18 protein-coding genes and 2 pseudogenes are annotated in these 13,687 nt (G+C 46.8%); 17 read left to right on the top strand and 3 right to left on the bottom strand.

All coding sequences use genetic code 11. The annotated features are described in order from the left end of the window. Nucleotides 1–11: 11 nt before the first annotated feature. From HT085_RS06825 to HT085_RS06760, 13 genes and pseudogenes are all read left to right on the top strand, one after another. The gene (locus HT085_RS06825) at nucleotides 12–239 is read left to right on the top strand and encodes a hypothetical protein (RefSeq protein WP_002236686.1); all 228 of its coding nucleotides are present in this window, start codon (nucleotides 12–14) and stop codon (nucleotides 237–239) included. Between the two features lie 126 nt (nucleotides 240–365). Beyond that, on the top strand, nucleotides 366–908 hold the full coding sequence (locus HT085_RS06820; protein ID WP_003697374.1) for a suppressor of fused domain protein: 543 nt from the start codon (nucleotides 366–368) through the stop codon (nucleotides 906–908). 134 nt (nucleotides 909–1,042) lie between these two features. Further along, on the top strand, nucleotides 1,043–1,774 hold the full coding sequence (locus HT085_RS06815; protein WP_003700253.1) for a polymorphic toxin-type HINT domain-containing protein: 732 nt from the start codon (nucleotides 1,043–1,045) through the stop codon (nucleotides 1,772–1,774). Continuing rightward, nucleotides 1,771–2,106, top strand: a complete 336-nt coding sequence (locus HT085_RS06810; protein ID WP_002218743.1) for a hypothetical protein — start codon at nucleotides 1,771–1,773, stop codon at nucleotides 2,104–2,106. Before HT085_RS06815 ends, HT085_RS06810 begins: the two co-directional genes overlap by 4 nt. Nucleotides 2,107–2,150: 44 nt before the next feature. Further along, a pseudogene (locus HT085_RS12190) lies at nucleotides 2,151–2,681 on the top strand (polymorphic toxin-type HINT domain-containing protein); the annotation flags it as partial. 5 nt (nucleotides 2,682–2,686) lie between these two features. Continuing rightward, nucleotides 2,687–3,085 carry an immunity 41 family protein gene (locus HT085_RS06800; protein WP_003691611.1) on the top strand — a complete coding sequence of 133 codons (399 nt, stop codon included), beginning with the start codon at nucleotides 2,687–2,689 and terminating at the stop codon, nucleotides 3,083–3,085. Nucleotides 3,086–3,115: 30 nt separating this feature from the next. After that, on the top strand, nucleotides 3,116–3,493 hold the full coding sequence (locus HT085_RS06795) for an immunity 41 family protein (protein WP_003689514.1): 378 nt from the start codon (nucleotides 3,116–3,118) through the stop codon (nucleotides 3,491–3,493). Nucleotides 3,494–3,590: 97 nt separating this feature from the next. Continuing rightward, nucleotides 3,591–4,040, top strand: a pseudogene (mafB, locus tag HT085_RS11835) (polymorphic toxin MafB class 1); the annotation flags it as partial. 298 nt (nucleotides 4,041–4,338) lie between these two features. Next, nucleotides 4,339–4,611 carry a hypothetical protein gene (locus HT085_RS06785; RefSeq protein WP_002231818.1) on the top strand — a complete coding sequence of 91 codons (273 nt, stop codon included), beginning with the start codon at nucleotides 4,339–4,341 and terminating at the stop codon, nucleotides 4,609–4,611. Between the two features lie 166 nt (nucleotides 4,612–4,777). Beyond that, nucleotides 4,778–5,008, top strand: a complete 231-nt coding sequence (locus tag HT085_RS06780; RefSeq protein WP_002259831.1) for a MafI family immunity protein — start codon at nucleotides 4,778–4,780, stop codon at nucleotides 5,006–5,008. A 148-nt stretch (nucleotides 5,009–5,156) separates the two neighbouring features. Next, entirely contained in the window at nucleotides 5,157–5,786 is a 630-nt protein-coding gene (locus tag HT085_RS06775) for an HINT domain-containing protein (RefSeq protein ID WP_012503800.1), read from the top strand. Continuing rightward, nucleotides 5,767–6,222, top strand: coding sequence for a hypothetical protein (locus HT085_RS06770; protein WP_010360642.1), 456 nt, complete (start codon nucleotides 5,767–5,769; stop codon nucleotides 6,220–6,222). Before HT085_RS06775 ends, HT085_RS06770 begins: the two co-directional genes overlap by 20 nt. A gap of 68 nt (nucleotides 6,223–6,290) precedes the next feature. Next, entirely contained in the window at nucleotides 6,291–6,668 is a 378-nt protein-coding gene (locus HT085_RS06760) for an immunity 41 family protein (protein ID WP_003693730.1), read from the top strand. A gap of 63 nt (nucleotides 6,669–6,731) precedes the next feature. On the opposite strand, the gene HT085_RS06755 is transcribed toward HT085_RS06760, so the two are convergent. Next, the gene (locus tag HT085_RS06755; RefSeq protein ID WP_003698774.1) at nucleotides 6,732–8,945 is read right to left on the bottom strand and encodes a RelA/SpoT family protein; all 2,214 of its coding nucleotides are present in this window, start codon (nucleotides 8,943–8,945) and stop codon (nucleotides 6,732–6,734) included. A gap of 142 nt (nucleotides 8,946–9,087) precedes the next feature. Between HT085_RS06755 and HT085_RS06750 the strand changes: the two genes are divergently transcribed. Then, nucleotides 9,088–9,729 (top strand): GrxB family glutaredoxin, encoded by a 642-nt coding sequence (locus HT085_RS06750; RefSeq protein WP_010358860.1) that lies wholly within the window; start codon nucleotides 9,088–9,090, stop codon nucleotides 9,727–9,729. A gap of 71 nt (nucleotides 9,730–9,800) precedes the next feature. On the opposite strand, the gene HT085_RS06745 is transcribed toward HT085_RS06750, so the two are convergent. Further along, nucleotides 9,801–10,439, bottom strand: coding sequence for a site-2 protease family protein (locus tag HT085_RS06745; protein WP_003693735.1), 639 nt, complete (start codon nucleotides 10,437–10,439; stop codon nucleotides 9,801–9,803). A gap of 255 nt (nucleotides 10,440–10,694) precedes the next feature. On the opposite strand from HT085_RS06745, the gene HT085_RS06740 reads away from it, so the two are divergent. From HT085_RS06740 to HT085_RS06730, 3 genes are all read left to right on the top strand, one after another. Continuing rightward, nucleotides 10,695–11,546 carry an energy transducer TonB gene (locus HT085_RS06740; RefSeq protein ID WP_003693736.1) on the top strand — a complete coding sequence of 284 codons (852 nt, stop codon included), beginning with the start codon at nucleotides 10,695–10,697 and terminating at the stop codon, nucleotides 11,544–11,546. A gap of 65 nt (nucleotides 11,547–11,611) precedes the next feature. Then, entirely contained in the window at nucleotides 11,612–12,274 is a 663-nt protein-coding gene (gene exbB / locus HT085_RS06735; RefSeq protein WP_003695658.1) for a TonB-system energizer ExbB, read from the top strand. 2 nt (nucleotides 12,275–12,276) lie between these two features. After that, nucleotides 12,277–12,711 carry an ExbD/TolR family protein gene (locus HT085_RS06730; RefSeq protein WP_003693740.1) on the top strand — a complete coding sequence of 145 codons (435 nt, stop codon included), beginning with the start codon at nucleotides 12,277–12,279 and terminating at the stop codon, nucleotides 12,709–12,711. A 500-nt stretch (nucleotides 12,712–13,211) separates the two neighbouring features. Here the strand turns inward: HT085_RS06730 and HT085_RS06720 are convergent, their stop codons facing one another. Then, the gene (locus HT085_RS06720) at nucleotides 13,212–13,640 is read right to left on the bottom strand and encodes a TIGR01244 family sulfur transferase (protein ID WP_002220419.1); all 429 of its coding nucleotides are present in this window, start codon (nucleotides 13,638–13,640) and stop codon (nucleotides 13,212–13,214) included. Between the last annotated feature and the right edge of the window lie 47 nt (nucleotides 13,641–13,687).

The following is a 13,687-nucleotide window of genomic DNA, read 5'->3' as shown; positions in this document are numbered from 1 at the left end:
AGGGGATGTCTATGGAAATAAAATTCAATACTTTGGGGGTTATCCTGAATGGGGTCAATCCTGAAGAAAAATTCATAAAAATTATTGATGACCAGGAAAATACCGGTGGATTTCTGATACTGTTATCTTCAAATGACAAATTCTCATCATTTGACAGTTACGATGACTGGGTCGAAAACTTAGAAATATTAAAAGAATACCTGCAAGAATCTCATTGGATAATAAAGTGGGTCGGATAGTCGGCAAACGTAGTCCGTTTGAAACGCTTTTACTTTTCAGACGGACTTTCTACCAATGGGAACAAGGCGTTTTGTCTCAATCCGGTTTATGATTATTCGATACAGTGATGGGAAGCTAAGAAAAATATGATTAATCATATTGAAAAATATATAGGCACTATTTCTCATGGCTCGAAAAGCGATTCGGGAAATCAGTACAAATTAAATATCGCAGCTATTCCCTCTTCCCCTAACAGGGATTTAAAAACTTATATTACTTTAGGGTTAAGCAAACATGATCTGAATTATAAAAGCAGATTTGAAATACTTTTTGTATGTTCTTTAAAATATGATGAAAATCAGATTTTCCCATTTTTAAGATGGTTAGCAGAAACCATCATTGAGAATAAAAAAATCCTTCTTCGGGGGCAGGTTGTTTATTTGCCTAGAAGCATTGTTAATTCAACAAAAATGGATGCACTGTATGTTTCCGCCCCATTTTATTTCGACGATGATTTCCAAGTCTGTTATGGCGAACACTACAATATTGTTTTCCCTTTGCTTGTCCCCTTGTATAAACAGGAAGCCGAATTGGTGGAAAAAAAGGGTTGGAATGCTTTTGAGCAGTTCTTGTTGGATAATGAAGTTGGCAACCTTTCGGATATGAATAGGAAACCGTTTGTTTGGTAAGGGCTTTCTTAAATTTGATTAAAGGTCGTCTGAAATTAAGCTTGTTTTTCAGACGGTCTTTCCTTCATTTGAAACAGAATATTGAGAACTAAGCTCTTCAAAAATCCTACACCTGCTCCTTCCACGGCAGCACCTTGGTCAAAACGGCAGACGGCTACAAAGCCATTGCCCATATTCAAGCCGGAGACCGCGTCCTTTCCAAGGACGAGGCAAGCGGGGAGACGGGATACAAACCCGTTACCGCCCGATACGGTAATCCGTATCGGGAAACCGTTTACATTAAAGTTTCAGACGGCATCGGTAACAGCCAAACCCTGATTTCCAACCGCATCCATCCGTTTTATTCGGACGGCAAATGGATTAAAGCGGAAGATTTAAAGGCGGGAAGCAGACTGTTATCCGAAAGCGGCAGAACCCAAACCGTCCGCAACACCGTTGTCAAACCAAAACCGCTCAAAGCCTACAATCTGACCGTTGCCGACTGGCATACTTACTTCGTCAAGGGCAATCGGGCGGAAACGGAAGGGGTTTGGGTTCATAATGAGTGTCCGTATGGAAAAGGCAACCAACGATATAAAGATGCTCCTTATCATGGTAAAAATGATAATTCTGTGAAAAGTAGAGCGCCAACAAATGGGCAAGCTGTCCTTGATAACTCTGTTCAAGTTAAATCGACATCTTCTCAAAGAGTTGGAGTTGATAAAACCAATAATGAAATCGTTGTATTAAACCAAACTAGAATTTTTAATGACGGTTCTGCTGAGTATCATGGGCATGTAAGGAACTGGAAAAATTTACATACTGATCAACAAAATGCTTTAAAGAAAGCAGGATTGGTTAATTCAAAAGGAAAAATCAAAAAATGATGGCTGATAAGGAACAAGTAGAAAAGATGATTTATTCTGAAAATAAAGATTGTGTTATTGATGGTATGCTCGGTATGACCTTCAGCTCGGAGGAGGATGAAATCCCTTGGATTTCCGAGAAATTGACGGAGTTGTCGAAGCATAAAGACTTGGATATTGCCAGATTGTCATTAACCTGTTTCGGACATCTCGCCAGGATGCATGAAAATATCGGCGATTGCGATAAAGTGATTGCTTTATTGCGCTCAAAACAAGGTAATCCGGATTTTCAAGGTTTTGCCGAAGATGCGTTAGACGATATTTCCTTCTTTATATTTAAAAAGCGTCCGTAAGCGCGGATTAAACCCGGAAATCCGATGCGTCTGAAAGTACATTCCGGCTTTCAGACGGCATCGGTAACAGCCAAACCCTGATTTCCAACCGCATCCATCCGTTTTATTCGGACGGCAAATGGATTAAAGCGGAAGATTTGAAAGCGGGAAGCAGGCTGTTTGCTGAAAACGGTGCAGAGCAGACCGTTCAAAGCGTTACCGTCAAACCGGAACCGCTCAAAGCCTACAATCTGACCGTCGCCGACTGGCATACTTATTTCGTCAAGGGTAGTCAGGCGGAAACGGAAGGGGTTTGGGTTCATAATGCGTGTCCGCCAAGAAAAACACCATCTACCCCCGTATATGGGAATGATTCAGAAGCATATGCAGCAGCAAAGAAATTGGGATATAGAAAAATAAAAGAAAGAACGAGAAATGATGCTGCTATTTTTAAAAAAGGAAAGAGTTATATATCACGCGATGTAGATTCACATAATGGAGGGGCTTGGAAAGAAGCATCTTCACCCAAAAATCTGAACAGAAAAGAAACAAGAAACGGTACATTTGATAAAAACCTAAATCGTATTGGAGATTAATTATTATGTGCGAGTTCAAGGATTTTAGAAGAAACATCCCTTGTTTTGAAGAGTATGACGAAAATTCATTTATTGGCAAATGGTATGATGACGGAGTGTGGGATGATGAAGAATATTGGAAATTGGAGAATGCTTTAATCGAGGTTAGAAAAAAATATCCTTATCCGATGGATATACCAAGGGACATCGTGATTGGAATCGGTACCATTATTGATTTTTTAATGGTTCAAAATTGGAAACTTTTTGAAATTAAAGCTTCTCCTTGGTTGCCTAAAAGTGTCAAAATTAATGAGCGTTATGAAAGGTTCAGAGTAATGCTCCGTTATATTTTTACTGATCTAGATGCAGAGGACTGGAAATTTTTTTACTTTCCAATACAACATAGTAAAGGTAGATTGAGATGAAAAGTTTAATTATATTGGAGATACATTATTATGTGTGAGTTCAAGGATATTATAAGAAACGTTCCTTATTTTGAGGGGTATGACGAAAATTCATTTATTGGCAAATGGTATGATGACGGGGTGTGGGATGATGAAGAATATTGGAAGTTGGAGAATGATTTAATCGAGGTTAGGAGAAAATATCCTTATCCGATGGATATACCAAGGGATATCGTGATTGGAATCGGTACCATTATTGAGTTTTTAATGGTTCCAAATTGGAAACTTTTTGAAATTAAAGCTTCCCCTTGGTTACCTGATAGCGTGGGAATTAACGAACGTTATGAAAGGCTTAAAACAATGCTCCGTTATATTTTTACCGAGAAAGACATAGTCAACGTGCAATTTGATTATTACAACAAAAAATAGCAAAACCCGGCAATCAAAATGCCGTCTGAAACCGTGTTTAATTTTCAGGCGACCTTCCCCTTATTTTAAACAGGATATTGGGAACTAAGTTCTTCAAAAATCCTACACCTGCTCTTTCCACGGCAGCACCTTGGTCAAAACGGCAGACGGCTACAAAGCCATTGCCCGTATCCGAGCCGGCGAGAGCGTCCTCTCCAAGGACGAGGCAAGCGGGGTAACGGGATGCAAACCTGTTACCGCCCGATACGGCAATCCGTATCGGGAAACCGTTTACATTGAAGTTTCAGACGGCATCGGCAACAGCCAAACCCTGATTTCCAACCGCATCCACCCGTTTTATTCGGGCGGCAAATGGATTAAGGCGGAAGATTTAAAAGCGGGAAGCAGACTGTTATCCGAAAGCGGCAGAACCCAAACCGTCCGCAAAACCGTTGTCAAACCAAAACCGCTCAAAGCCTACAATCTGACCGTTGCCGACTGGCATACCTACTTCGTCAAGGGCAGTCAGGCGGAAACGGAAGGGGTTTGGGTTCATAATGATTGTCCGTATGGAAATTTATCGGATAATAAATCTGTTGGCGAAGGAAAAAAATTTACACCAGCTCAAAAGAAAGCAATCATCCAAGAAAACATGAATAGAAACGGAGGGGTAGTGAAGTCTGACCAATCTGGAGAAGTTTTGGTTCGTCCTAAAAAGAGCCAAAAAGGTATCACCCCCCCCCATCAAATGAATGGCAGATTGACCATGTGCAAGCAAAAAGTAAAGGAGGTTCAAATAGTTATAAAAATGCACAGGTTTTATCCAGAAGAGAAAATATTAAGAAATCAAATAAATAGGTATCAATATGCAATGGAAATTTGAAGATCCTCAAAATACTGCTGTTATTACCACCAGAAGAATTTTGTCTAAAAAAAACGGAATCTTAGAAGTATGGCATGATGCTGATGATGGAATGTGGCAATTCTTAGATGGCAATGAAATTCATGAAGGAGATGCTGTGATAGTTAGTTTAAAAGAAATTGTCACTATTGATTCCTCAGTCAATCTCTTAAGTAATTTACCTCTTGGTGGTTACGCTTGGAGAAATACTATATCGGAAAAATGGAATTTTGATTAGCAAGCGTAGGTTAGGTTAAAAAAACCAACAATCAAAGGTCGTCTGAAACCGTGTTTAGTTTTTCAAACGACCTTTTCTTCAATTAACATAGAATGTTGGGTCTCGACCCAACCTACACGCTTACTAATCTCAAATATAACCTTATGAAATAATGAGTATTTAAAAGATGGAAACATTAGACGAACGAATAAAGAATTTAGGAAAATCTCTTGAAGATAGAATTGACGCTAATCTAATTGATGCCACACTAGAGTACATTACTTTTTCAGAACGTTTGCTAGCTTTTGAAACGCTATGTGATTATATTGAAGATTTCAATATCCAGCTTACGGAAAAAGAATCCCAAGAAATCTCTTTTATTAATAAGGAATTTGGAATTGAAAGTACATCAGATTAATAAATATTAGGTCGGTTTAAAAACCCAACAATCACAAGGTCTTCTGAAACCGTGTTTAATTTTCAGACGGCATTTCCTTCATTTGAAACAGGATATTGAAAACTAAGTTCTTCAAAAATCCTACACCTGCTCCTTCCACGGCAGCACCTTGGTCAAAACGGCAGACGGCTACAAAGCCATTGCCCGTATCCGAGCCGGCGAGAGCGTCCTCTCCAAGGACGAGGCAAGCGGGGTAACGGGATGCAAACCTGTTACCGCCCGATACGGCAATCCGTATCGGGAAACCGTTTACATTGAAGTTTCAGACGGCATCGGCAACAGCCAAACCCTGATTTCCAACCGCATCCACTCGTTTTATTCGGGCGGCAAATGGATTAAGGCGGAAGATTTAAAAGCGGGAAGCAGACTGTTATCCGAAAGCGGCAGAACCCAAACCGTCCGCAAAACCGTTGTCAAACCAAAACCGCTCAAAGCCTACAATCTGACCGTTGCCGACTGGCATACTTACTTCGTCAAGGGTAATCAGGCGGAAACGGAAGGGGTTTGGGTTCATAATTCTTGTCCGCCTAAAAGAACAGGAAGCTCCAAGAATGAAAAACATGGAGACGGCGGTCGAAGTCAAATATCAGCGGAATCAAAAATTGCTGAATTAACAAATAAAATTATTCCCGGAATGTCCAAAAATGAACGCTTAAAGATTAAGCAAAAAATCAAAAATATTGCCAAAAATGCCAATCGAAAAACAAAAGGAGAAGAGCATGGTCGACGCGGTCGTTAAAACTCCCGAATTTTTACCTTTTACTTCTGTAGGAATATTCCGTTTTGGTGCTGATATAACACAGTACAAAAACATACTGGAAACTTTTATGTATGAACCTCCTGATGAGTTTGGAACAGAATATTATGAATCTCCCGACTCAAATTTACTCATTTCCGTCAAAAAAAACAAAATTATTTCGATATTTTGTTATCAGGAGCTATATTTTATGGGCGTTAATATAATAGGTCTGAATTTTGAAGATTTTAAACAGCTTTTCCATCACCCTAAATCATACGGTGTTGATAAATATTATTTATCAAATGAATCTTATCCGACATATGTCTATGAGTTTGATGAAATAGGAGTACAAGCATGGGAAGCAAAAGGGAAAATTGTTACTATCATTGCCGGGGGCAAAGACAATTATTCGACAGAACCTTACTACGATGAATAACATTACAGAAAAGAAACAAGAAACGGTACATTTGATAAAAACCTAAATCGTATTGGAGATTAATTATTATGTGCGAGTTCAAGGATTTTAGAAGAAACATCCCTTGTTTTGAAGAGTATGACGAAAATTCATTTATTGGTAAATGGTATGATGACGGGGTGTGGGATGATGAAGAATATTGGAAGCTGGAGAATGATTTAATCGAGGTTAGGAGAAAATATCCTTATCCGATGGATATACCAAGGGATATCGTGATTGGAATCGGTACCATTATTGAGTTTTTAATGGTTCCAAATTGGAAACTTTTTACAATTAAATCTTCCCCTTGGTTGCCTGATAGTGTGGGAATTCATGAACGTTATGAAAGATTCACAACGATGCTCCGTTATATTTTTACCGAGAAAGACATAGTCAACGTGCGATTTGATTATTACAACAAAAAATAGCAAAACCCGGCAATCAAAATGCCGTCTGAAGCGTTATCCGGCTTTCAGACGGCATTTTTGTATTTAAAGCCGGGTAACGCTCAATACGCCTTTGACATCGCCGAGGCCGGCGAGGACGCGCGGGAGGTCGTTGACTTGTTTGACTTCGAGCGTGAACCTCATGCTGGCTTCCAAGTCGCGGGACTGGGTTTGTACGGCGGTAACGTTGAGTTTGTGGCGGGCGAGCGCGTCGGATACGTCGCGCAAAAGCCCGGAGCGGTCTTGGGCGCGGATTTCGATATCGACGGCGAACACTTGCCCTTCCTGCAACGCCGCCCAACTTGCGTCCAGTACTTTTTCGGGCGCGTGTTCGGCAAGGTGTCGGAAAGAGGGGCAGGTTTTGCGGTGGACGGAAATGCCGCGCTCGCGGGTAACGAAGCCGGCAATATCGTCGGGCGGCGCGGGTTTGCAGCATTTGGCAAGCGTGGTCATCAAGCCGTCTTCGCCGTCGATGAGCACGCCGGTTTTGCCACCTTTTTTGATTTTGGACTGTTTGACGATGGTGGTTGCGCTGACGGGCACGGGCGGCGGTTCGTTCAGCGTGCCGCAGGCTTTTTGGATGGCGCGGTTGGAAATTTCGCCTTGTCCGACGGCGGTGTAGAGGTCTTCTGGCTTTTTGTAGCCGAGATTTTCGGCAAGCTCTTGCAGGTTGGGTTTGGGCGTGAGTTTGGCAAGCTGCTTGTCGAGTTGGACACGGCCTTCTTCGCGCACGGTGTCGGCGTTTTGCTGGCGGATGTAGGCGCGGATTTTGCCGATGGCCTTGCCGGATTTGACCCAGCCTTCGTAAAGCCAGTTGACGGAAGGATGCCCTTCTTTGGCGGTAATGATTTCGACGCGCTGTCCGTTTTCGAGCGGGGTGGACAGCGGCACAATCTGCCCTTCGACTTTCGCGCCCCGGCAGCGGTCGCCGATGCTGCTGTGCAGGGCGTAGGCGAAGTCGATGGGGGTTGCGCCCGTTGGCAGAGAGAGGACTTTGCCGTGCGGGGTCAAAACATAAATCGTGTCGTTGAAAAGCTCGGTTTTGAAGGCGGCGGCGAGGTCTTCCTTGCCGCTTTCCGCCATATTTTCGCGCCAGTCCAAGAGTTGGCGCAACCAGGCGATTTTTTGTTCGTAGGCGGAATCGCCTTTGCCGCCTTCTTTGTAACGCCAGTGGGCGGCGACACCGAATTCGTTGAATTGGTGCATATCGAAGGTGCGGATTTGCACTTCCACACCTTTGTCTTCCGGGCCGACGATGACGGTGTGCAAACTTTTATAACCGTTGCCTTTGGGGTTGGCGATGTAGTCGTCGAACTCGCCGGGAATGGGCTGCCAGAGGCTGTGGACGATGCCCAGCGTGGTGTAACACTCGGGGACGGTATCGACCAGAATCCGCACGGCGCGGATGTCGAACAGGCCGTCGAAGCTGAGTTTTTTCTTCACCATTTTTTTGTAAATGGAGTAGATGTGTTTCGGACGGCCGGCGACTTCAAAGTGGATATTGTATTTTTTGAGTTCCGTACGCAGGATATCGAGGAAGTTTTCGATGTATTCGAGGCGTTCGGTGCGTTTTTCGTCCAAAAGCAGGGCGATTTCGCGGTATTTTTCGGGTTCTTGATGGCGGAAGCCCAAATCTTCGAGCTGCCATTTGAGCTGCCACACGCCCAAGCGGTTGGCGAGCGGGGCGAAGATGTCGAGGGTTTCTTTGGCGACGGCGCGTTTTTCGGGGCTGTCGGGGGCGTTGCTTAAAAATTGCAGGGTGCGCGTACGCATCGCCAGTTTGATTAATACGACGCGGATGTCGGTAACCATCGCCAGCAGCATTTTCCGCATGGTTTCGGCTTGCTGCGCGCGCTCTTCGGAAGTGGCGAGGCTGTCCACCCGGGCGAAGTGGGTGAGCTTCTGCACTTCGTCCACACCTTTGACCAGCTCGGCGACGGTGCTGTTGCAGCGCTCGGAAACCAATAGGTTCCAATCGGGGACGTAGCGTCCGATGTCGGCAAGCAGGGTGGCGGCGACGGCATCGGGCAGCAGGTCGAGTTCGTCGACCATTTGCGCCGCGCCGAGGAAGTGGTCGGGCAGCGGCTCGCCATACGGCGTGGCGGCATCGGCAGGATAATGTTCCTGCGCCAGCGACCATGCGGTACCGATGAGGTTTTTATCGTTGTCCGGCAGAGCGGCGCAGTAGCTGTCGAACCATTCGCGCAATTCTTGCAGGGTCGCGCTTTGCGTGTCTTGAATCGGGCTGATGGCGGTCATGATGGGATCTTCCGTTCCGATAAAAACGAGTTCATTGTAACAGCTTATTTATTTACGGTGCATAGGCGGGAAGATAAACTTGTTTCGGGCGGCGCCGGGTGTTAAGGTAGCCGGTACCGACAGGTTGACGAGGAATATTTTGATGAAACTGTATATTTACGACCATTGCCCGTTTTGCGTGCGTGCGCGGATGGCTGCCGGGCTGTTTGGTGCTGACGTTGAAGAAGTCGTGCTGGCAAACGACGACGAGGCAACGCCGATCGGTATGATCGGTGCGAAACAAGTGCCCGTCCTGCAAAAAGAAGACGGTTCGTTTATGGGCGAGAGTTTGGACATTGTGTGCCATTTCGACCGAGAAGGCCGTCTGAAAGACGAAGTCCGCCCCGAGATACAGGCGTGGCTGGACAAGGTAGGCGGATACAACAACAAATTGGTTCAGCCACGCTTGATCAAAATCGGGCTGCCCGAATTTGTAACGCCGGAAGCGGTGAAATATTTCACAGACAAAAAAGAGAAAAGCATCGGCAGCTTTTCCGCCAATTTGAATAAAACCGCCCAATACCTTGAACGGATAAACGCAGATTTGCAAGAGTTGGAGAATTTGATGGACGGTACTTCAGACGGCATCAACGGTGGAATCGGTATGGAGGATATTTTGGTTTTCCCCGTTTTGAGGAATCTGACCGTGGTGCGCGGCATCGCGTTCCCTCGGAAGACGATGGATTATTTAATCGGTATGAGTGAAAAATCAGGCGTGCCGCTTTATTTCGACAGGGCATTGTAAAACCAAAAAAAAGCGGCAGGGCAATATGTCCTTCCGCGTTTTTTGGAACGTTTATGCCGTCTGAGAGCCAGTCAGACGAACATCTGCACAAACGCAATCACCAGCCGCACAATCGGTGCAATAAACGCACCCAAAACCCCGGTCAGCATAAGCAGCAGGATAATCCACGTCCCATAAGGTTCGATTTTGCGGAACGCTTGCGAATATTTCGCCGGCAGGAAGGTGTCGATGAAAATGCCGCCGTCCCAAGGCAGGATGGGGATGATGTTGAGCGCGAACAAAATCGCATTGATCAGAATACCGTAGTTTGCCATTTGAGCCAGCGGCATCTGATACGCCCCGCCGGCATACGGAGTTAGCACCAAAACCACGCCCCACAGAACAGCCATCGCCAGATTCGACAGCGGGCCGGACGCGGCAATGCAACGCCATGCAAGGCGCGGGTTGCGGAAGTTGCGCGAATCGATAGGAATCGGACGCGCCCAGCCGAACAGGAAGGGCGTGAACATCAAAGTAAGCAGCGGTACGATGATTGTGCCGACCAAATCGATATGGGGCAGGGGGTTCAGTGTCAGCCTGCCGTATTGTTCGGCAGTGTTGTCTCCCCAGTAGCGCGCCGTATAGCCGCGCGCCACCTCCCTGACGGTAATGGCGAGCAGCACGGGCAGGACAGCAAGCAGAAACACGCCCAAGTCAAAATTTTGAAACATGGTTTTCCTTTGAACAGATGTGGTGTGCAGCCCGAAACGGCTGACAGACAGAAGCGGCAATATATCATCTAACCTGATTTTATTGGAATAAGAAATCAGACGGAATCATTTTTTCTGCCGGCCCGTTATCTGATGATTTGCTGTAATACCGCGTTTAAACACGGTTTGCCTATGAATGGAGCAGGCGTTCACATGACAACAAATTATAAAAAATAGGTTGCAAATAGGAATTGTTGCTATTATTATGCCCGAATTATGGATAAAGAACGAATTTTAACCCCCGCAGTCGTGTTTTCCGTCGCACTGCTGCATTTGGCAATAGTGGCATTGCTCTGGCAGGCGCACAAGCTGCCCGTGATAGAGTCAGGAAATGTTATCGAATTTGTCGATTTGGGCGATTTTGGCGGAGGGGGCGGCGCACCCGAAGGCGCAGGCGCGCCTGCCGCGCCCGAACCGCAACCCGCGCCCGATCCGCCCAAACCTGTCGAACCGCCCAAGCCGGTTTTGAAGCCGGCGGTTACAAAAAAGGCGGATGCGGATATTCAGCAACCTAAGGAAAAGCCGAAACCCGAAGAAAAACCTAAGCCCGAACCCGAACCGGAAGCGAAGCCTGCCCCGAAACCGGCGGAAAAACCGGCAGAGAAGCCGTCTGAAAAACCTGCCGAACATTCCGGTAATGCTTCTGCCAAAGCCGGCAGCGAGCAGGGTAATGGGGAAGGTAAGGGAACCGGTACCAAAGGCGACGGAACGGGGCGCGGAGAAGGCAGCGGTAAAGGAAGCGGCGGTGCCAAAGGCGAACACGGGGAAGGAGCCGGCGGCAGCGGCGGCGGAACCGGTGTCGGCAGCAGCAAAGGCAATCCTTTACGCGCCAACGGCAGCATCCCGCGCCCGGCCTATCCCGCACTTTCTATGGAAAATGACGAGCAGGGTATGGTTGTTTTGAGCGTTTTGGTTTCTCCGGGCGGTCATGTCGAGTCCGTCAAAGTGGTGAAAAGCAGCGGTTTTTCCCGTTTGGACAATGCGGCACGCAAAGCGGCGCAAAACGGGCATTTTCAAGCCAATGCCTGGACGGAGTTTAAAGTCCCCGTCAAGTTTGAATTGAATTAGGCGGTTGTCGCGGCAGTTTGCGGCAGCTTGGATGTTTGATTGGTTTTTTCAGTGTTGGAATCATTATGAATTTGAAATTAGTGTTTGAATCGGGCGATCCCGTCCTGATCGGTGTGTTTGTGTTGATGCTGTTGATGAGTACCGTAACGTGGTGTCTGGTTGTCTTGCGCTGCATCAAGCTGTATCGGGCGCGCAAAGGGAATGCCGCCGTCAAACGGCATATGCGCGATACTTTGTCGCTGAACGACGCGGTCGAAAAAGTGCGCGCCGTCGATGCGCCTTTGTCCAAACTGGCGCAAGAGGCATTGCAGTCTTACCGCAACTACCGCCGAAACGAAGCGTCCGAACTGGCGCAGGCTTTGCCGTTGAACGAGTATTTGGTCATTCAAATCCGCAACAGTATGGCGCAGATTATGCGCCGGTTTGATTACGGGATGACCGCGCTTGCCTCCATCGGCGCGACCGCGCCGTTTATCGGGTTGTTCGGCACGGTTTGGGGGATTTACCACGCCCTGATCAATATCGGGCAAAGCGGGCAGATGAGTATTGCGGCGGTTGCCGGCCCGATTGGCGAGGCACTGGTGGCGACGGCGGCGGGTTTGTTCGTGGCGATTCCGGCGGTGTTGGCATACAACTTCCTCAATCGCGGCACAAAAATACTGACCCAGGATTTGGATGCGATGGCGCACGATTTGCACGTCCGCCTGCTTAATCAAAAGGATAGCTGATTATGGCATTTGGTTCGATGAATTCCAGCGACGATTCTCCGATGTCCGACATCAACGTTACGCCGTTGGTGGACGTGATGCTGGTGTTGCTGATTGTGTTTATGATTACTATGCCGGTGCTGACGCATTCCATCCCTTTGGAACTGCCGACCGCGTCCGAGCAGGCAAACAAGCAGGACAAACAGCCTAAAGACCCCCTGCGCCTGACGATTGATGCGAACGGCGGCTATTATGTCGGCGGGGATTCTGCAAGCAAAGTGGAAATCGGGGAAGTGGAAAGCCGTCTGAAAGCCGCCAAGGAGCAGAATGAAAACGTGATTGTGGCGATTGCGGCAGACAAGGCGGTGGAATACGATTATGTAAACAAAGCTTTAGAAGCCGCCCGTCAGGCAGGAATTACCAAAATCGGTTTTGTAACCGAAACCAAGGCGCAATAAAGTTCGACGCTTGAACGAATGCCGCCTGAAAGTCTTTCAGACGGCATTTCTTATGTTTAATCAGTTATATATAGTTGATTAAAACAAAAATGAGACGACAGAGCACCGTCTCCATTTCTGCGCAGGCGGGAATACAAACATCTGATTTTTCTTTTATTTTCAAACATTACTGAAATGGGTAAGTCTGGAGTCCTGCCTGCGCGAGAATAATGAAAATGTGCATTTCTAATTTTTATAGTGGATTAACAAAAATCAGGACAAGGCAACGAAGCCGTAGACAGTACAAATAGTACGGAACCGATTCACTTGGTGCTTCAGCACCTTAGAGAATCGTTCTCTTTGAGTTAAGGCGAGGCAACGCCGTACTGGTTTTTGTTAATCCGCTATACCCACTGTAAAAACGGAGAAGGACAGAGGACGGCAGTAAGGTTTGCCGTCCTCTTTTTCAAGTTGCGGTGGAATGCCGCTTGAAGGTGTGGTTTAAACGTTTCGGCTTGTAATCAGACGCGGGCGTTGTCCAGCCGCTCTCTGAAGTTTTCCAGATTCACACCTGCCGCTTGGGCGCGGCGGATGATTTCGTCAACCGGCATACCTTCTGCCGCCCGGCGGAAGCCCCACAGGAGGGAGCAGCGCGTACCGGTCCGGCAATAGGCAAGGACGGGATATTCGGCTTGTCCGATGAGTTGGCGGAAGGTTTCGACATCGTGTTTTTGGATGTCGCGTGCGGTAACGGGTTGGTGATGGAATCCGGTAACGCCTGCTTGTTCCAGCCACTGTTTGATTTGGGCGAAGTCGGGTTGCGATTCTTCTTCGCGGTCGGGGCGGTTGCAGATGACGGTTTTGATGCCAAGTTGCGCGATTTGTTCCGCATCGGCTTTGGTCAGTTGCGGGGAGATGTAGAGATGTTCGTCAAGTTTGAGAATCGCCATTTTGTTTCCTTTGCTTTGCGGTTGGTGTTCAGACGGCATTTTGTGTG

The organism is Neisseria gonorrhoeae, assembly GCF_013030075.1.
Lineage (GTDB): Bacteria > Pseudomonadota > Gammaproteobacteria > Burkholderiales > Neisseriaceae > Neisseria > Neisseria gonorrhoeae.
This window is presented reverse-complemented; position numbering and strand designations above follow the sequence as displayed.

Coding starts and splice junctions, on each gene's coding strand:
- HT085_RS06825 (WP_002236686.1), top strand. CDS start 12: ATGGAAATAAAATTCAATACTTTGGGGGTTATCCTGAATGGGGTCAAT.
- HT085_RS06820 (WP_003697374.1), top strand. CDS start 366: ATGATTAATCATATTGAAAAATATATAGGCACTATTTCTCATGGCTCG.
- HT085_RS06810 (WP_002218743.1), top strand. CDS start 1,771: ATGATGGCTGATAAGGAACAAGTAGAAAAGATGATTTATTCTGAAAAT.
- HT085_RS06800 (WP_003691611.1), top strand. CDS start 2,687: ATGTGCGAGTTCAAGGATTTTAGAAGAAACATCCCTTGTTTTGAAGAG.
- HT085_RS06795 (WP_003689514.1), top strand. CDS start 3,116: ATGTGTGAGTTCAAGGATATTATAAGAAACGTTCCTTATTTTGAGGGG.
- HT085_RS06785 (WP_002231818.1), top strand. CDS start 4,339: ATGCAATGGAAATTTGAAGATCCTCAAAATACTGCTGTTATTACCACC.
- HT085_RS06780 (WP_002259831.1), top strand. CDS start 4,778: ATGGAAACATTAGACGAACGAATAAAGAATTTAGGAAAATCTCTTGAA.
- HT085_RS06770 (WP_010360642.1), top strand. CDS start 5,767: ATGGTCGACGCGGTCGTTAAAACTCCCGAATTTTTACCTTTTACTTCT.
- HT085_RS06760 (WP_003693730.1), top strand. CDS start 6,291: ATGTGCGAGTTCAAGGATTTTAGAAGAAACATCCCTTGTTTTGAAGAG.
- HT085_RS06755 (WP_003698774.1), bottom strand. CDS start 8,945: ATGACCGCCATCAGCCCGATTCAAGACACGCAAAGCGCGACCCTGCAA.
- HT085_RS06750 (WP_010358860.1), top strand. CDS start 9,088: ATGAAACTGTATATTTACGACCATTGCCCGTTTTGCGTGCGTGCGCGG.
- HT085_RS06745 (WP_003693735.1), bottom strand. CDS start 10,439: ATGTTTCAAAATTTTGACTTGGGCGTGTTTCTGCTTGCTGTCCTGCCC.
- HT085_RS06740 (WP_003693736.1), top strand. CDS start 10,695: ATGGATAAAGAACGAATTTTAACCCCCGCAGTCGTGTTTTCCGTCGCA.
- exbB (WP_003695658.1), top strand. CDS start 11,612: ATGAATTTGAAATTAGTGTTTGAATCGGGCGATCCCGTCCTGATCGGT.
- HT085_RS06730 (WP_003693740.1), top strand. CDS start 12,277: ATGGCATTTGGTTCGATGAATTCCAGCGACGATTCTCCGATGTCCGAC.
- HT085_RS06720 (WP_002220419.1), bottom strand. CDS start 13,640: ATGGCGATTCTCAAACTTGACGAACATCTCTACATCTCCCCGCAACTG.